The organism is Labilibacter marinus (genome assembly GCF_001659685.2).
GTDB classification, from domain to species: Bacteria; Bacteroidota; Bacteroidia; order Bacteroidales; family Marinilabiliaceae; genus Saccharicrinis; species Saccharicrinis marinus.
Genome location: NZ_LXYE02000024.1, coordinates 22,276 through 41,466 on the forward strand (window position 1 = coordinate 22,276; position 19,191 = coordinate 41,466).

At 34.8% G+C, this 19,191-nt stretch carries 9 protein-coding genes and 1 tRNA gene; 6 read left to right on the forward strand and 4 right to left on the reverse strand.

Annotated elements, in window-relative coordinates; genetic code table 11:
* Positions 1 to 52 precede the first annotated feature (52 nt).
* A complete protein-coding gene (locus tag A8L32_RS11115; protein ID WP_066630591.1) occupies positions 53 to 1,990 on the forward strand; it encodes a hypothetical protein in 1,938 nt (645 codons plus the stop codon).
* A 37-nt stretch (positions 1,991 to 2,027) separates the two neighbouring features.
* On the opposite strand, the gene A8L32_RS11120 is transcribed toward A8L32_RS11115, so the two are convergent.
* A complete protein-coding gene (locus A8L32_RS11120; RefSeq protein ID WP_075590579.1) occupies positions 2,028 to 2,696 on the reverse strand; it encodes an ion channel in 669 nt (222 codons plus the stop codon).
* A 283-nt stretch (positions 2,697 to 2,979) separates the two neighbouring features.
* Between A8L32_RS11120 and A8L32_RS11125 the strand changes: the two genes are divergently transcribed.
* Entirely contained in the window at positions 2,980 to 3,444 is a 465-nt protein-coding gene (locus A8L32_RS11125; RefSeq protein ID WP_066630595.1) for a hypothetical protein, read from the forward strand.
* Between the two features lie 320 nt (positions 3,445 to 3,764).
* Here A8L32_RS11125 and A8L32_RS11130 read toward each other — a convergent pair whose 3' ends face one another.
* Both A8L32_RS11130 and leuS read right to left on the reverse strand, forming a co-directional pair.
* Positions 3,765 to 4,487, reverse strand: a complete 723-nt coding sequence (locus tag A8L32_RS11130; protein WP_066630597.1) for an HU family DNA-binding protein — start codon at positions 4,485 to 4,487, stop codon at positions 3,765 to 3,767.
* A 548-nt stretch (positions 4,488 to 5,035) separates the two neighbouring features.
* Positions 5,036 to 7,822 carry a leucine--tRNA ligase gene (gene leuS / locus A8L32_RS11135; RefSeq protein WP_066630602.1) on the reverse strand — a complete coding sequence of 929 codons (2,787 nt, stop codon included), beginning with the start codon at positions 7,820 to 7,822 and terminating at the stop codon, positions 5,036 to 5,038.
* A gap of 428 nt (positions 7,823 to 8,250) precedes the next feature.
* On the opposite strand from leuS, the gene A8L32_RS11140 reads away from it, so the two are divergent.
* A tRNA-Arg gene (locus A8L32_RS11140) sits at positions 8,251 to 8,322 on the forward strand.
* Between the two features lie 587 nt (positions 8,323 to 8,909).
* On the opposite strand, the gene A8L32_RS11145 is transcribed toward A8L32_RS11140, so the two are convergent.
* Entirely contained in the window at positions 8,910 to 12,962 is a 4,053-nt protein-coding gene (locus A8L32_RS11145; RefSeq protein WP_066630604.1) for a hybrid sensor histidine kinase/response regulator transcription factor, read from the reverse strand.
* A 257-nt stretch (positions 12,963 to 13,219) separates the two neighbouring features.
* Between A8L32_RS11145 and A8L32_RS11150 the strand changes: the two genes are divergently transcribed.
* The 3 genes from A8L32_RS11150 to A8L32_RS11160 are packed head-to-tail and all read left to right on the forward strand — an operon-like array spanning position 13,220 to position 19,095.
* Positions 13,220 to 14,401 (forward strand): glycoside hydrolase family 88 protein, encoded by a 1,182-nt coding sequence (locus A8L32_RS11150; RefSeq protein ID WP_143525078.1) that lies wholly within the window; start codon positions 13,220 to 13,222, stop codon positions 14,399 to 14,401.
* Positions 14,402 to 14,413: 12 nt separating this feature from the next.
* Positions 14,414 to 17,440 (forward strand): SusC/RagA family TonB-linked outer membrane protein, encoded by a 3,027-nt coding sequence (locus A8L32_RS11155; RefSeq protein ID WP_233145481.1) that lies wholly within the window; start codon positions 14,414 to 14,416, stop codon positions 17,438 to 17,440.
* A 23-nt stretch (positions 17,441 to 17,463) separates the two neighbouring features.
* Positions 17,464 to 19,095, forward strand: coding sequence for a RagB/SusD family nutrient uptake outer membrane protein (locus A8L32_RS11160; RefSeq protein ID WP_066630892.1), 1,632 nt, complete (start codon positions 17,464 to 17,466; stop codon positions 19,093 to 19,095).
* Positions 19,096 to 19,191 lie beyond the last annotated feature (96 nt).

Here is a 19,191-nt window from a genome sequence, read left to right on the forward strand (position 1 = left end):
GTTTTAGCCCAACTTATAATTAATATATTTGTGCTTGAATTAATCATCACCAATGAAATCCTTAATTATACGATATTTACTGTTATCGCTTGTGTTGTTGCTTGCTGTAATTCCAGTACAGGTTAAAGCACAGGTAATGGACACTATTGCTGTAGAAGCCAATAGTTTTTTTGTTACCAAGGATACGGTTTTATACTTTGAGCGGGATACGGTTGTTATTTTAGAAACCAGCAAGAAGTATAAGATATCTGAAAATAAAACCCAAAAAACATCTCAGTTTTACGGAAATATATACAATAAGTCTCAAAACAACTGGATAACCAGTGAACTGTATGAGTTCATTTTTCGAAGTCCGGAAAAGAAAGATACCACACAGGCAGATAAGATATTAGAGAATAGTCAAGATCCTTTTAGGAAATATGAAGGCAAGGTTATTGGGGATATTCATATATCCAACTTAGATTTCCTCTATTCAATAGAGTTAGAAGACTCCATTAAAAAGAATAGTTTGCTCAATAAGTCTATTGCCGATGTACATGTAACTACTAAAAAAAGAATCATCAAAAAAAACTTAACCTTTCATTCCGAAGAAAAGGTTAATCCGTTTGTACTGGCAGAGAATGAGAGGATACTGCGTCAGTTAGCTGCACTCGAAGATGCTAGAATAACCCTTGTGGAACGCCATGGTAATACAGATACGGTGGATGTAATAGTGACTACTATTGATGTGTTTCCGGTGGGTATAGATGGATCTTTTAATGGCTTTAGGGATTTTAAGCTAGGGGTGTATAATAAAAACTTTTTAGGTACGGGTACCGAATGGAAAAATACCATAGTGCATAAAAAGGAGTACGACCCTAGTTGGGGTTATATAGGTAACTATAAATATAAAAATATTCAGGGTAGCTTTGTTGATTTTGATCTTACCTTAAAATTAACAGACCCTAGTAGTGAGTTTAAAGGACGCTTTGAGCGCGATTTAACCATTCCCACGGTAAATACTGGTGGTACAGTTGAGCTAGGTTATAAATCCTATACAGCAAATGTTGGTCCCGAAGATGTACAAATTGATACAGTTATAAGCTCTATATTTCAGGACTATTGGGTAGGGCACAAGGTATTTAAAAACAACAAGTCTAATAAAAACATCATTTTAAAGGCAAGATACTTCAACGAACGGTTTGATGATAGGCCTTTTGTATCTCCCGATTCCAACTATGTTTTTCATCGTAAGCAGCAGTACTTTGGCTCGTTGTTGTATTATAATGTTCAGTATTTAAAAAGTAGATACCTGTTGGGCTTCGGAATAACCGAGGATGTGCCCTATGGTTTTATTTTGCAAGGAACCTTAGGATATGAAAAGAGCGAGTTTTTTGAATATCCATATATGCGATTTGATATTGGCTATGCCAAGTATTTAAGGCAGTTGGGCTACTTTCAAATAATTAGTAATTATGGTACCTACCTTGATAAAGGAGAAATGGTGAATAGCGTTTTTCGTACTCGTATTAAAACCTTTTCTAACCTATTTTATTTAGGTAGATATAAATTACGTGAGTTCTTTAATATTAGCTACGTGCATGGTTCTGACATGTTCGAGTATAATAAACTTACCATGAGTAAACCCATTCAGGGATTAAAGCATAAATCTATTGGAGGTGAAAGTCGTTTGGTTTTCGGATCGGAAACAGTATTGTTTACCCCTTGGTATTTTTATGGTTTCAGAATGGCTACGGTGCTTAAGTTAGATGCCGGTTTTATAGGCTCAGATAGAAACTTCTTTCAGCGTAAAAACTTTAATGCAGGTATAGGAACAGGCTTTAATATTAGAAACGAAAGTTTAGCCTTTAGCACCATTTCTATACGGGCATCTTATTATCCAGGTAACTCAAACTACAATGGCTTTTGGGGTTTTAATTTTACCTTATCCGACCCCAAACTATTTAAAGATTTAAGCATAGGAAAGCCCAAAGTAATAGAATATGACTAGGCTTTTGTGTAATGATTAACGTGATGCAATAATGGTATTATTCCTTTTTACTTATGGGTAACTGATTAATGTATTTACCAACCACAATAGCGGTAATAACAACTAAATATATTTGCCCAATTAAGCCCACCAATATGGTTGCCTTTTGAGCCAAATGTGTTAATGGTAACATATCGCCATAACCAATAGTAAGTAAGGTTATATAACTAAAATACATCAACCTTTCGGTGATGGAATTTGTGGTATCTTGAATGGTAGGTAAGCCCGAAAATGAGCCTGGGGTTATTAATTCAATGCTAAAGAATATAAAAAAGCCAACAAAACCCAAGGATATAAAACCACTTATCAGTCCTAGTATAATCTTTCTATCAACTATTTTAGCTTCCCAAATTTGCTTAATAAGCCTATAGGTAGAAAGTAGATAAAAGCTAAATAATACACCTACTCTTAAAAATTTGAAAGGAGGCTCGTTATATACAGAAAGATACAGTATAGCCCCAACAATGATGAGTACACCAATGATAAACCAAACAGGTACTCGATCTTTTTTACCAATAAAAAAACTTCCGGTTATAATATTAAGGAAGAAGAATATTGGAGACATGATATCGAAATAACTTAATGGCATTAATAACGACCCAAACAAAATAGCCAATTGACTTAACAGAAAACTTTCAAACCTATAGTGATATAATTTGTGTATCATATTATAAAAGTAGATGTTATAGGAATTATATTAATCATGCACACCTATGGGCAAATGTAAGTAAATGTTTAGTTGAACACAAAGTGTATTTTGTGGTTATTACATACAAACAGCATATGAATATACAATAATTGAATATATACCATGAAAACATATAATACAATTCATTTCTAGTATATATTTTTTGTGTACATTCGTTATAAAGGAATACAGAACTTAGTTAAACGGATATTCCTGATGAATAAAGAATACAAATAGTAATTAATAAAAATTAGAATTTATCATGAAGAAATTATTTTTAGCCGCGACGTTATTTTTAATGTCATTAACTTACTCAGTAGCTCAAACTAGCGAAGCTGAGATTGATTTTATTCAATCTATTTTTGGAACAGAAAAAAAGGCTTTTGTTCAGGAGTTTATGAAAATAGATTATGCCGACTCATTTTGGACTGTGTACGATGAGTATGAAGTAAAAAGAAAAGAATTAGGTAAGCAGAGATATGATCTTTTAAATGACTATACTGAAAACTTAGGGTCTATTACAGATGAAAAGGCCGATGAGTTAATGGCTAGTATATTAAAGCTTAAAAAAGCCAATGACAAACTAGTGTTGACATACTATAAAAAAGTGAAGAAACTAAAAGGAACTAAAGTAGCATCTAAGTTCTATAATGCAGAAAACTATATAGCAAGTGCGCTACGTATTTCTATATTAGAGGGTCTACCATCCATGGGAGATATGCAGTAGTTGCTTTATTATTGATAAAACTAAAAAGGGAATCCGAATACGGATTCCCTTTTTTTATGCTCATAAGTTTTAAGTTAACCTTATTATTACTGCCCATACAATTGGGGTATGCTTAACTTATTGCTTGCATATGGTGGGCCATCTATTACCTTGTATTAATTAAAGATATACTCATTTTACTTATGCAAATAATCAATACTTATATTTAAATAATGGTAATACTAATGCTTAAAGGAAATGCTCCCTACTACTTAAGGGAGAAATTCCCTATTGCTTAAGGGAGCACCTCCTTAATGCCTAAAGAGGTGTTTACCTATTGCTTAAGGAGCTACCAATTGAATATTGTTATCATATATCCCTTTAAGTAATTGTTTAGATACTTGGCTCTTGTTGTAGTAGGTACGTACCTGTAAATTATAATTGCCAGCTACCAAGCTATTGGGTATAACAATGGTAAGTCTGGATGGGTTGTTATCAATAATAAGGTCAGCCTTTGTTTCTACCCCACTGTTATTGATAAAGAAAATACCTTGACCATTGCTGCTTTCTCCTGCTATCACTTTCAAATTCTCCCCAATAATTTTGGCAATACCACCTGTTTTAAGCGTATCTACCTCAGCTTCGTGGTCGGTACCATCTTTTACTAAGGAAATATTAGGCCCTGTAACTGTAGCCGTTACTTTTTCTACCTGTATCTTATTAATAGCGTCAATGTAATTACGATACAATGTAATATTAGCCTTAACACCATGGCGTGAGTGATCAAAACTATCCTCTATATTCTCAAACGAACCTTGTATAGAGTATTTAAGCATGCCCATAATACCATCTACTGCATAGCCTTCTTCAATGGCCTCAATAATGCATGTTTGCATCAGGTTAAAAACACCACTAATGTCAGCTGTTGAAAAGGCTGTGTTTTTGTTGGCCATACGTTTGGCCAGCTCTTCACGACTAAGTACTTCTTGTTTTTGTACTTGCGCACGATACTTGTTTTCGCTACCTGTTAGGTACAACTTTGTAAGAAAATAAGGTAATTTCATAAGAATACTTTATTTGGTTAATAATTAATTATATGACATACTATTTAGGTATAATAGTACTAGTATGTTACATAGTTTATTTATTCAAGCTGTTTAATGTAGCATTGAAGTTCAATGCTTTACTTTCCCAGTTCTCCAAAGTATCCAAACAACCTCCGTTAGAGTATTCGCTAGTGTAATTATCTTTTATTACTTACTACACTTTGCCATATTAAGGCAGTGAATGTAGTTTTTAAGTAGATTAAGATATAGTACACTTATAACAAGTTAATGTATATTATTAATTATTGCTAATGATTTATAAAGTTTTATTGTATTTAATTTGTAGTTAGTGAGTGGCTAACTAATGTATTACTAGGGGGGTAAGGAGTTTACTAGTATACGCCTATATGAATATATTTACCACAATACGTATATTAATGATAAAAAAATAGGGAACTCATTATGGAGTTCCCTATACTTTTTATCTATTTAAAGCATACTTGCACAGTCATCTGTATGCAAATATGTATCTTATCTAAAGTCTATCAGCTTAAGCATTTAAAAGCCTATCCAACTACCACATTAATAATCTTTTTAGGAACAATAATCATTTTCCTAATTGATTTACCTTCCAACCATTTTTGAGCACTTTCGTGAGATTTAACAGCGGCTTCAATGGCATCGTTAGTAGCATCAACAGGCATATCTAACTTAAAGCGCATTTTACCATTAAATGATACCGGATAGCTAAAAGTAGATTCTGCTAAGTGAGAAGCATCAAATACTGGCCATTCAGCATCACATACTGTTTCTGTTTTACCTAATTTCTCCCATAGGTCTTCTGACATATGTGGAGCAAAAGGAGCTAATAATACGGTAAGCGGCTCAAGTATTTCACGTTTGTTGCATTTTAACGAACCTAACTCGTTTACACAAATCATAAAGGCACTAACGCAGGTGTTAAAAGAGAACTTCTCTATATCGTCAGAAATCTTTTTGATGGTTTTGTGCAATACTTTAAACTCATCTTTACTTGGCTTTTCATCGGAGATGTTAAGCTTTTCGTCCTTATCGTAGAATAAACGCCATGTTTTACGTAAGAACTTGTGTACCCCATCAATACCATTGGTATCCCAAGGCTTACTTTGCTCTAATGGCCCAAGGAACATCTCATATAAACGAAGTGTATCTGCACCGTAATCCTCAATAATATCATCAGGGTTAACCACGTTAAACATCGACTTCGACATTTTCTCCACAGCCCAACCACATACATATTTGCCATCTTCTAGTACAAACTCAGCATCTTTGTATTCAGGGTTCCAGTTTTTAAACTTTTCAAGATCCAATACATCGTTACTCACAATATTTACATCAACGTGTATGGCGGTAGTATCGTAATCTCCTTTTAGGTTTAGAGAAACAAACTTATTGGTACCATTAATTCTATATACAAAGTTAGAACGACCTTGTATCATACCCTGGTTAATTAGCTTTTTGTATGGCTCATCTTTAATTACATGACCCATATCGTATAAAAACTTATTCCAGAAACGTGAATAGATCAAGTGACCAGTGGCATGCTCGGTTCCTCCGATATATAAATCAACATCTTGCCAATATTCGTTGGCCTCTTTACCCACTAATGCTTTGTCGTTTTTAGGATCCATGTAACGTAGGTAGTACGCCGATGAACCTGCAAAACCAGGCATGGTATTTAACTCCAATGGATAAGCATCTTTATATACCCAATTTTTAGCACGTCCCAAAGGCGGCTCTCCTTGCTCGGTAGGTAAAAACTTATCTATTTCGGGTAACTCCAAAGGTAAATCAGCTGCATCTACCATTTGAGGCATATCATCCTTATAATATACTGGGAATGGCTCTCCCCAATAACGCTGACGGCTAAAGATAGCATCGCGCAAGCGATAGTTGGTTTGAACATCGCCTACTTTCTTCTCGCGAATATATTCTTTGGTTTTAGCAATGGCCTCTGGTACAGATAAACCGTTTAAGAAATCAGAGTTAATCATAGTACCCGCTTTGGAGTCCTTTGAATCTTCCCAAGTAGCCGTGTCGCTGGCTTCTCCTCCTTCAGGAATAACCACCTGAATAATAGGTAAGTTAAACTGACGAGCGAATTTAAAGTCGCGTGTATCGTGCCCAGGAACGGCCATTACAGCACCTGTTCCGTAACCTGCCAACACGTAATCACCCACCCAAATAGGAATCTCTTCACCATTTAAAGGGTTGATAGCATACGAACCTGAAAATACACCTGTTACCTTATCTACTTCGGCCTGACGCTCTCGCTCAGTACGTTTTGCAGTAGCTTTAACATAAGCCTCCACTTCGTCTTTTTGATCAGCCGTTGTTAACTGAGCTGTTAAATCGCTTTCAGGTGCTAGTACCATAAAGCTTACACCAAACACTGTGTCGGCACGAGTGGTAAAAATATCCATTACAATGTCTGAATCTTTTACCTGAAACTTCATCTCAGCACCTTCGCTTTTACCAATCCAGTTACGCTGCATCTCTTTAAGCGAGTCTGTCCAGTCCACATCGTTTAAGCCTTGTAGTAACCTTTCGGAATAGGCAGAAACGCGTAGCAACCATTGGCGCATTAACTTTTGCTCTACAGGATGACCACCACGTACCGAGATACCTTCTTTTACCTCGTCGTTGGCTAATACGGTTCCTAAAGCAGGACACCAATTAACCATGGTATCAGCCAAGTAAGCCAAACGGTAGTTTAATAATATTTCTTGTTGTTCTTTCTCTGATTTTACTTTCCACTCATCAGCGGTAAAGGCCAGCTTTTCGGTTTGTGCTACATCTAAACCTGATGTACCCGCAGCATTAAAGGCTTCTACTAATGTTGAAATGGGCGCCGCTTTTTTAGCTTGATTACAGTAGTAGCTATCAAACATTTGGGTGAAGGCCCATTGTGTCCAGTGATAATACGATGGATCACATGTTTTAATTTCTCGATCCCAATCGTAGCAAAAGCCAATTTTATCCAACTGTTCGCGGTAACGCTCTAAGTTCTTTTCAGTGGTAATTGCTGGGTGCTGACCGGTTTGGATAGCATACTGCTCTGCTGGCAAACCATAGGCATCATAACCCATTGGGTGCAATACATTAAAGCCATTTAATCGTTTAAAACGACTGTAAATGTCGGAAGCAATATAACCGAGTGGATGACCAACATGTAGTCCTGCTCCCGATGGATAAGGGAACATATCCAAAACGTAGAATTTAGGACGGTCTTTGTCAATTTCAACTTTGTAGGTCTTGTTTTTTACCCATTGCTTCTGCCATTTGGTTTCAATGGCTTTAAAATTGTAATCCATATTAGTATGTGTCTTAATATTCTTCTATAAAGCTTAATAATTACTCATTAAGCATGAAGCTGCGAAATTATAAAATCTTTTAGAATTTGAGCGAGAAATGATTAATGAGTTTTAGCGTAGGATAAAAGTAGTTTGGTAAGTAGTTAAACCCGGATTATGTATTAGAGTATTGTAATGAGGAATGAAAATACAAATAATCAAGGATTTGTTGAGACGAATCATAGCACCGCTATGGTGAGTTGAGACAAGTTAGTTTACTTCTTGATTAGAAGTAGTTTCATTTCGTAATAGGTTTTCTAATGCATATTGCGGGTTTAATGCTATGAGTAAATTGTATGTCATGCCTTTTATTCAAAAGTTTTTATAAATTTGCGCGTCTTAGGAAAAAGCTAGCGTATATACGATATTTAGTGTACCTACCACAAATAGGCCCCTTAGTTCAATGGATAGAATACTGGATTCCGGTTCCAGCGATACGAGTTCGAATCTCGTAGGGGTCACTTCGCAATATCTCAATTTGATACAAAAGCGCATAAAACATAGGTTTTATGCGCTTTTGTTGCTTAAAAGGGGGTCAAATAAGACAATAAGTAGCATATCAATCGAGACTAAATCGAGACCTTTTTAAGTAAGGTGAGGATGTTCTCCGACGGAATTTATCTTTAATTTATGCTTGTCGGAATCGGATCAAGTAATAGTAGATTTAAGGTGCATGTATATTGGTAGAATAGAGGGGGAATGGAACTAAATTGTCTAAGTGTTACATTTTGTGTTGAATATGTAGTTGTGAGTGGGAGTGTTCACTCCTGTGTTCACTGAACTATTTTAGATATAAAAAGGATTTTGACTTTATCTTTAATTAGTTATGACTCCTATAATTCTTTGTTTGTATATAAGAACGTACTTGGTGTATTAATGTATGACTTGGTGTTTTTTAATTATATGTTTTTTTAGTTTATCTATGAATCTTACCGTAAGCTACAAAGCTTCATTTGTGAAGATAGATAGGGTTCAGAGTGCTTTTTTACTTTCAGGTGCTATTATAACATTTTATTCACTTTTGAAGCTCAGTAAATTAACATTAAAGTTAGTGTTTGTAAAAGTAGGCTTTAGGAGTTGTATTATAAGCTTTTTTAAAGCATTTGGTAAAGTAAGATTGACTGCTAAAACCTACTTTAAAGGCTACCTCGTTAAAAGTACAGTTTGAGGTTTTTACGAGCTCAATGGCCAACTTTACACGTACTAAATTAACAAAGTCGGATGTGCTCAAACCAGAAAGTGATTTTATTTTACGGTGCAACTGACTTCGACTAATCATGAGTTCTTCCGTGAGCATTTCAATACCAAAATTTTCCTCTGAGATATTTTTTTCGATAACAGCCTTCACTCTGTTTAAAAAGAAGTTATCTAAACTTCCCACTTCTATGGTTTTTTCAGAAGTAAATTGTTTGCTGAAGTTTTCGCGTATACGTTGGCGTTGTTTTAAAATATTTTGAATCTGTTTTAATAAAACCAATTCGTCGAATGGTTTAGTAATGTAAGCATCTGCACCTTTATCTAAGCCTGCAACCATATTTTCGGATGATGATAAAGCAGTAAGTAAAATAACTGGAATATGGCTCGTTTCTACTTTGGTTTTTACAATAGTACAAAATTCTATACCGTCCATTTTTGGCATCATCACATCAGAAACAATTAAATCAATATTTCTATTTTTTATAACCTGAAGTGCTTCTTCTCCGTTACTGGCATAAACTACTTGATAGTACTGTTTCAGATATTTACATATAAATTTGCTAAAATCAGGGTTGTCCTCTACTACCAAAATAGTGTGACTATCCAAAGGGGTGTTGTTAGCTTCAATCGCGGTAAGCTCCGTTTGTCCTTTGTTATAGTTTTTTACTTCTTGATGACTCTCATAAAGCATTTTTTGTGCTTTTTGCTTGGTTGGGAGCAATAAGGTAAAGCAAGAACCCTTTCCAGCATTGCTTTGAACAATTATTTTACCATGATGTAATAAGGTAAACTCTTTACATATAGACAGGCCAATACCACTTCCTTTAATTGTCTTTCGGTTTTTATTGCCTTCATTTACTTGCTCAAAGCGATTGAATATTTTAAATAGACTTTCGCTCTCAATACCAATGCCGTTGTCTTCAATAGCAATTTCAATATATTCGTCCACATGTAATTCACCAAAGCTTAATTGGCTATTGTAATCACTACGATTAGTGCTAACAGAATTATTTATAGAAGCTTTTATGGTTCCTCCATCTGATACGTATTTGTATGCATTGGATAATAGGTTATAAATAATGGTGTCTACTTTTTCACGATCGGCTTCAATTCTAATTGAGTCAAAGGAACTGTCTAATATAAAATCAATTTGACGAGCTTTTGATTCTGAGGAAAAGCTTTTTTGTATTAGCTTGGTGAATTCAATTATATCAAATTTTGAAATATTTAATTTGCTCTTTCCTCGTTCCAGTTTTCTAAGGTCAATAATCTGATTAATTAGTTGTAATAATCTGTTTGAGCTGGATTTAATTACTTCTAATTCTTCACGTTGGTCATGCGTAATATTATCGGCTTTTATTAATTTGTTAATAGGCCAAGATATAAGTGTTAATGGAGTTCTGAATTCGTGCGATATATTTGTGAAGAATTTGAGTTTCATTTCATGTATTTGCTCTTCATTTTCGCGTTGGTTTTTTTCATGTAAAATGGCGCGTTGTAACTTTATTCGCTCAATATAAAAATGGCTGATAAAATAAATAAATAAGCCTAATAGCATGGTGTATATTAAAAGTGCCCAAGGGGTTTTGTACCAAAAATTTTCAATTTTTATATTAAGTTGAGTAGGTGTGTCATTCCAAATTCCATCGTTATTACACGCTTTTACTTCAAAAATATAATCTCCCGCTTTCATATTATTAAATAAAGCAGAACCTACACTATTGGTATGTATCCAGTTGTCATTATAGTTTGCAAGTCTGTATTTATATCTGTTTTTTTCCGGCATAAGATAATTATCTGCAGAAAAATGAATCCTAAAGGTGTTGTTATTGGGTTTTAGTATGATGGGATCAATTAGTTTATTAAAGGAATAGTTTAAATGTATTTTTTCGTTGTTATTTAATGTGATATGATTAATAAAGGTAGTAGGTTTCTTCGTGTTAATTTTAACATTGAAAGGGTTAATGGTGGTAAATCCATTGGTTCCTCCAAAGTATAAATTTGAGTTACTATCTTGGTAAATTGATTGTGGACAAAATAGGTTACTCTGTATTCCATCGGCATGTAAAAAGTGACGAAAGGAATTTTGTGTTGGATGATACAATACTAAACCATCATTTGAAGTAATCCATATTCGCTTCTGCTTATCTTCAATAATACCATATATATCTTTCCCCTTTAATAAACCATTAGCATCAAATGTTTCGTATTCGTGAGAACCCGGATGATAAATAAGTATGCCATTGTTTTTAGTACCTATCCATATTTCACCTGAAGAAAACTCGTATAGGCAATAAATAGACGCTTGCCTATATTCTGATAAAAACTGCTTGTTGGCCAAACGGCTCACCTGTCCTGTAGGAAGATCAATTTTGTATAAAAAACCAAATAAAGTTCCTAACCATAAATTGGAATTAGAATCTTTAAGAATGGATTGTATGGGCCTGTCTGATAGAGTTTTCCCAATGGGTGTTGTGTTAAAGCATCGTGTGGTAGTTTTTGTGTTAAAATGATAAAACAATAACCCTTGATATAATGTACCTACCCAAATGCCAGAATCTTCTGCACATAATGAATACACGCTTGTAGAAGATGATAATTGCTGACCATTTATAGATAAATCTATAGGTTCGAATTTCTTGTTCTTTGCTTTTTTTCGCCATAAACCATTTCTAAAAGTACCCACCCAAATATCATTATTTATGTCTTTACAAATAGTTTTAATATTTTGAATATTGGCATCATTACCTAGTTCTATAGCTGAAAACTTTTGTGTATTTAAATCAAAGGTGTTTAAGCCACCAACTTCAGTTCCTATTAGTATTTCCTGATCGTTTAATTGCAAAAAAGAACTTACCGTGTTGTTACTGATAGAATTATTTAGTGGTTGGTGCCTGAAAGATTTAAAGTTGTTATCCGAATGGTGTATAAGGGAAACGCCACCCGACCAAGTTCCAATCCAGATACCACCTTGCTTATCTTCAAATATTTCATAAATAGAGTTGTGTGGTAAACCATTATAATCATCTTGTTTAAAGTGCTTAATTTTTTTTCCATTATCCATAAAAAGCCCTTCGTAGCAACCGTACCATATTCTTCCATAGGTATCTTTTTTTATTATCCTCACATGGCCATTGTTAGCTTTGCAATTTTTATTGAATGAGATCTTACGAATAAAATTGCCTTCTATATCATATAAATGAGCTCCATTTCCTTCTGTACCAACCCATATATGTCTATAATCAGAATATATGCAGTTAATATTATATTGCTTAGTTATTATTTTCGTTAGCTTATTGCTTTTAGGATAAAACCTAAATACGTCACCAGTTCTGGTTCCTATCCATACTCTATTTTGATGATCTGTATATAAATAATTGGGTGATTGAATAACATGTGTGCCGATTCGAGTCATTATTTGGCTTGATATATCTAAAATGCCAAAATGAAATGCATCAATTACTAATAGTTTATTGTCAGCTGTTTTGGCCACTGTAATAACAGAATCATTCGCTATGGATTGATCTTCGTAGGTGTATTTTATTTTACTGAAGTTTTGTTCCTGTCGGTTAAATCTGCATAAACCTTGGTTAGTAGATACCCATAAATTGTTTTCCCCATCAGCAAATACATCGTTTATAAATTCATTAGGGAGACTTAAGGATTCTTTAATGGAAGGAATAAACCAATTCGTATGTTGCGAATCGTATCTTATTAAACCTTGATTTGTACCAATCCATATATATCCAATGTTATCTTGAGTAATGCTATTAATACCTTTTAAGGTGAAACCACCTACAGGTGATATTCTGCGGAACTTAATATCATTAATCTGAGCACTGACACATGTGAAATTAACTATCAGTAATAAAAGCAGATATTTTTTAAAGTTTGTTTCGCTCATAGTTTGAATAAAATGTAAACAGATGCTAAAAATAGTAATAGTAGCTTAACTCCCTATATCACTATTGTTGTATTGTTGAAACAATAGTAAAAAAGCGCAACAATAATGCGAGTAATAAGACATTAGTGTAAAAATATGTTAGCAATGCAAGGGTATATTTGATTATACATAATGACCATGTTAAAAATAGGTCTTAGTTATGGAATAATGGTTTTAGCAGTTACGAGTAGTTGTAATAAATGAAAATCCCTTACAAAATGAATAAAATTAAATTTCTAATTCTTGCCTTAATATTTTGTGCTTGTAGTATTAAAAAAGATACAAATAACACAATGTTGACTATTAACGAGGTCGAGGAAAAACTTAAAGTTTCAGTTGATATTTTTGATGAAGAGCGTAGCGAAAAGTTTATATCGCCTCGATCAATAGAAGATGACTCTATTATTATGGTACCAGCAAAAGATTGGACTAGCGGATTTTTTCCTGGAGAACTTTGGATGATGTATGAACTTACAAAGGATGAGTTTTGGAAAGAGGTAGCAACAAAATATACTTTGCCTCTTGAACAGGAAAAATTGAATGGAAAAACCCATGATATGGGCTTTAAGGTTTATTGCAGTTTTGGCAAAGCCTGGGAGCTAACTAAAAATCCTCAATATCGGGATATTCTTGTTCAATCGGCAAAAACGTTAGCTACTCGATTTAATCCTAGTGTGGGTTGCATACGTTCTTGGGATCATAACTCAGACAAGTGGGATTATCCAGTTATCATTGATAATATGATGAATCTGGAGTTGCTGTTTTGGGCTGCAAAAGAAACTGGCAACAAGATGTATAAAGAAATAGCTATTCGTCATGCACAAACTACAATGCAAAACCATTTTCGAGAGGACCATTCCACATATCACGTAGTTGATTATCATCCAGAAACAGGCCAGGTAGAGAATAGACATACTCATCAAGGTTATGCCCACGAAAGTGCATGGAGTAGAGGACAAGCTTGGGGTTTATATGGATATACAATGGTATTTAGAGAAACACAAGATTCTGTTTTCTTAGCTCAGGCTGAAAAGATTGCATCATTCATTTTAAATCATCCGAATTTACCTGAGCATAAAATTCCCTATTGGGATTTCAATGCTCCAGAAATTCCTAACGAACCATATGATGCTTCGGCAGCTGCAGTTATTGGTTCAGCATTGTATGAACTAAGTACATATTCAAATAATGGAGAAGCATATTTAAAAGCGGCGGATAAAATATTAGAAAGTTTATCTAGTCCTGAATTTTTAGCTGACCCGATTAAAAATCATGGATTTCTTCTGATGCATTCAACAGGTTCAAAGCCGCATCATTCAGAAATTGATGTACCCTTAGTTTATGCAGACTATTATTTCATTGAAATGTTTCTACGAAAATCACATCTAAACACTTTATAAAATCTACAATTTATGAAAAAGAAAAACAGATTAAGATTACTCATCGCAATGAGTCTGTTCATGTCTACTTTGATGACCTTTGCACAGCAAACGGTTATTACAGGTAAGGTAACAGATACGACAGGAGCTCCACTTCCAGGAGTAACTGTATTTTTTACAGGCACCACAAGTGGTACTATTACAGATATTGATGGGAAATTTAGCCTTAAAAAAGCAGTAGAAGGTAATAGTATGTTAACCTTTTCTTTCATCGGAATGAAAACTCAAGAAGTGGATGTAGCTGAAAAAACAGAAGTAAACGTGACAATGGAACCCGATGCTGTTGGTCTCGAAGAAGTAGTTGCTATTGGTTATGGTACAGCTAAAAAAGGCGATTTAACAGGAGCAGTAACAACGGTTGATACCGATGACTTTAATAAAGTACCAGCTACTTCACCTTTACAGGCGCTTCAAGGTAGAGCTTCAGGGGTACAAATTACTACAAGCTCAGGTATGCCTGGTTCAAGTAGTGATGTATTAATTAGAGGAACATCTTCAATTAATGGTACTAATAAACCTATTTATGTAGTAGATGGAGTTATTACTACAGGTATTGATAATTTAAACCCTAATAATATAGAATCGGTATCAGTATTAAAAGATGCTTCGGCAGCAGCTATATATGGAGCCCGTGCTGCCAATGGGGTAATTATTGTAACTACAAAAAGAGGTGCAGGAGAAAGAACTCCTGTAATTAGTTTAAATGCTTATTATGGTATTCAAACGCAAAGTAACTTAAAATTTGAGCAATTAAATGCGGATCAATTTATTGAGTTATGGACAGAATCGCATGAAAATGCAGGACTTGATATTCCTTGGGATGATGATATTTTAGCTTATTATGATGGGGTTGATACCGATTGGCAAGATTTGATGAGACAAACAGGGGTTATTCAAAATTATGATATCTCTGTTGCTGGTGGAAGTGAAAGTTCAAACTTCTTTTTATCGGCAGGTTATTTGAATCAAAAAGGAATGGTAATAGAAACTGGATTTGAAAAGTTTACCTTGAATTTTAACTCTGACCATAAAATTGGAAAAAGAATAAAAATTGGTAACTCCTTAAATTTATATAGTACCAAAAGAGAAGGAAGTGATTATGCTTATCGTTATGCCTTGCGTAAATCTCCTATGTCTAAAGCTTATGAAGATGATGGTGATTATGGAGTTATTTATAATGCTAATCTGGAGCATATTCATGCAAACCCAGTATGGTTGGCTAAAAATATTCAAGACGACCGTGTTGGGAGAGGAGTGCAGGGTAACATCTACTTAACGCTTGATCTGTTAAAGGGGCTTTCTTTTACGGCTCGTGGTAGTATGGATTATAGTACACTTTATGATACGTACTTCAGTTCTGGTGTTCCGCCACAATACGGATGGGAAGGAACTACTGTGAATACAGTACAGAAAGAACATGTACAGAGAATGCACTGGATTGGAGATTTTTTATTCAATTATGAAAAATCATTTAACGGAGGACATAATTTGAAAGCATTACTTGGGTATTCGGTAGAGGAGGATACTAGAGAAAATCTATACGGTTCGCGTACAGGTACACCAAATGATGATATTCGTTTTTTAAGCGCTGGTGATCCATTGAGCCAGATTAATGAAAATGGTTTTAAAGATTGGGCTTTTGCTTCTGTTTTTGGAAGAGTTAATTATGATTTTAAAAACAAGTATTTAGCGTCTTTTACAGTTCGTCGTGATGGAACATCAAGATTAGCAGATGGAAATAAGTATGGTGTTTTTCCTTCTGCATCCTTAGCTTGGCGTATGAGCGAAGAAAGCTTTATGCAAGGGTTAAACTGGTTGGATGATTTAAAAGTACGTGCAAGTTTTGGTACTTTAGGTAACATATTAAGTATTGGTGAATATGCAACTTCTCCTTCTTTAACAGCTCGTCAGGCAGTACTTAACCAAGGTGGAGCATTAGGTTATACTCAAACTGCTGCGGTTAATAAGGATTTAGTATGGGAGACTTCGGTAAAAAGAAATTTCGGTTTTGATGCTACCTTATTTAATAGCAAGTTATATACTAGTTTAAATATTTTTAACGAAGTAACTTCCGATCAGCTTTTTCGTGATCCATTAGCAGCTTCTACAGGATTAAACCAGAGCCCTATTATTAATGCAGGTGAAGTGCAAAATACAGGTTTTGAATTCGATTTAGGTTACCGAGTGAAAAATGGTGATTGGTCGTATGATATCAGCGGAAATATTTCGCATGTAAAGAATAAAGTAACTGATTTAGGTGGTCGCGATTTAAGAACATCAGGTATGGTTGTAGGACAGCCATTAAGATCTTTTTTCGGATATAAGTCTGATGGATTAATTAAAAACGAAAGTCAGCTCAGTGTATATCAAGAAGGACCATTTGGTAAAAAGCAAATTGGCGATATTAATTTATTAGATATTGATGGTTATGATGAAGAAGGTAATTTAACAGGAAAGCCTGATGGAAAGGTAGATGCTGCTGACCGTACTTTAATAGGTGATAGATACCCTAGTTTTTTATATGGTATTGTAGGTAGCGTAGGTTATAAAAACTGGAATTTACAGGTGCAGCTACAAGGAGTTCAAGGTATCGATTTTGAAACCCATGTGGGAGGCAATAACGATGTGGTTCAATTGATGTCGTCATGGGCTCGTAACGAAGATGCACGTGTTTACGATAGATATCATGCAACCGCTAACCCTAACGGAAAATGGCCGCGTTTATCTAAAGATCAATCCGGTAGCAATGCTGAGTTTTCTGAATTTTGGTTGCAAGATGCTTCTTATTTAAGTATCAGAAACGTAAACTTAAATTATACAGTCCCTACCAAACATTGTGAAAAGGTCGGAATGCAAAGCTTAAGTTTTTATTTAAGTGTGCAAAATGCATATACGTTTACAAGCTTTACAGGTCCTGATGTGGATTCTTCAGCTTCTGACTCATATAACACGATTCCTCAACCAAGAACATGGACACTGGGATTAAAAGCATCATTTTAATAATGCCAAAAAATTATAATACTATGAATAAAATATATAGAAAACTGGCGATAGCCATTTCAATGCTTCTTTTGTTAGGTGCATGTAACGAAAGTGAGTTTTTAGATAGATACCCAAAGGATTCACCTAGTCCAGATAACTTTTTTGTGAATGAAACTTCCGCTCGTATGGCAGTTAATGCTTGCTACCACCCTTGGGTATGGGGCGATTGGGAAATGGTTAAAAGAGATATGATTATATTGATGGATGCCATGACTGATGATAGTTATTGGAGACCTAATAGAGGATCTTCTATAGCTTTAGAACAGTGGAATATAACACCAACACACAATAATGTAACCGATTGGTGGAGGTATGCTTACGAATGTATTAATGCAGCTAACTTTGCGATAGAGAACATTCCTTTATCTTCAGATGGTGGATTTACGGCCGAGAAACAAGCACCTTATATTGCGGAAGCAAGATTCTTTAGAGCATACTCTTACTTGTTTTTAACAACTTTTTATGGAGATGTGCCATTATTAACAAGTGTTGCCGACAATGTAGAGGCGTATAATACACCTCGCTCACCAAAGGCTACCGTAATGCAACAAGTAGTAGACGATTTTGAATTTGCAATGGATAATTTACCTGCAACTCAAACCGTTCAAGGACCTCCTAATAGTGCGGCAGCGGCAGCATTTTTAGCTAAAACATATTTGTTTTTAGAAGATTGGTCTAAGGCAGAAGTAGCTGCGTTAGAAGCCATCACAATAGCCGAAGGAGAAGGTCATATGTTAGAAGATCAGTATTTAGATATCTGGAATAACGAAGATAACAAAGAGGTATTGTTTGCCTGGACCTTTGTTCCAAATATTGAAGAATATAGCCAAAATATGACTATCCAACGTTTATGTCGTGATTTACCAGGGCCTTTAAAACTTGGTATTGGTGGCGATGGATGGGGATATGCATTACCTCAGCGGGATTTATATGATGCCTATGAAAATGGTGATCCAAGAAGAGAGTTTACCATTTATTCTCCAGAAAAACCTTACGAAGTTTATAATGGAGCAGAGGACTTTACCTATACGCATATCAAGATGGATGAAAGCGGTAATGAAATTTCGTGGGAGGTGACGTATAAACCTGGTGATATGGTTGAATATGATTATCGTTGGTCGCCCACTGGTATGAATGTAAAAAAGATGGTTCAACCAGTAAATGAATTATCAAATGTACGTTGGGATGGAATGGATATACCAGTTATCCGTTTGGCTGAAGTATATTTAATATTGGCAGAAGCATTAGCAGAACAAGGTGATAATGATGCCTTAATTTGGGTGAATAAAGTGCGTTCAAGGGCATCGGTAAGTATGCCTGATAAAACTACTGCTGATGGTGATTTAGTGGATATCGTTAGACACGAAAGAAGAGTAGAATTAGCCATGGAAGGGCTTCGTCTTTATGATTTGATCCGTTGGGGAATAGTAGATGATGTATTTGGTGATGGAACCAAGGTGAAGCGTCATTATCATTCTGACTTTATGGATGCTAGTTCAAGTTCTAAGTTTGATGCACCAATTGGTAATTTAACCTTAGATCCATTATTCCCATTGCCTCAAAGAGAACTTGATTATAACACAGAGATTAACACTAATAACCCAGGTTGGTAAATTCACATCGATTTACTAATTAGTTAATTTAGTTTTCCAAATGCATAGGGCAGGAGTATATCCTGCCCTATGTTTATTAAATTACAAACCATCCTA

Bases quoted from the DNA above. Each gene is read 5' to 3' on its own strand.
- A8L32_RS11145 (WP_066630604.1), bottom strand. From the start codon at position 12,962: ATGAGCGAAACAAACTTTAAAAAATATCTGCTTTTATTACTGATAGTT.
- A8L32_RS11160 (WP_066630892.1), top strand. From the start codon at position 17,464: ATGAATAAAATATATAGAAAACTGGCGATAGCCATTTCAATGCTTCTT.
- A8L32_RS11125 (WP_066630595.1), top strand. From the start codon at position 2,980: ATGAAGAAATTATTTTTAGCCGCGACGTTATTTTTAATGTCATTAACT.
- A8L32_RS11130 (WP_066630597.1), bottom strand. From the start codon at position 4,487: ATGAAATTACCTTATTTTCTTACAAAGTTGTACCTAACAGGTAGCGAA.
- A8L32_RS11155 (WP_233145481.1), top strand. From the start codon at position 14,414: ATGAAAAAGAAAAACAGATTAAGATTACTCATCGCAATGAGTCTGTTC.
- A8L32_RS11150 (WP_143525078.1), top strand. From the start codon at position 13,220: ATGAATAAAATTAAATTTCTAATTCTTGCCTTAATATTTTGTGCTTGT.
- leuS (WP_066630602.1), bottom strand. From the start codon at position 7,822: ATGGATTACAATTTTAAAGCCATTGAAACCAAATGGCAGAAGCAATGG.
- A8L32_RS11120 (WP_075590579.1), bottom strand. From the start codon at position 2,696: ATGATACACAAATTATATCACTATAGGTTTGAAAGTTTTCTGTTAAGT.
- A8L32_RS11115 (WP_066630591.1), top strand. From the start codon at position 53: ATGAAATCCTTAATTATACGATATTTACTGTTATCGCTTGTGTTGTTG.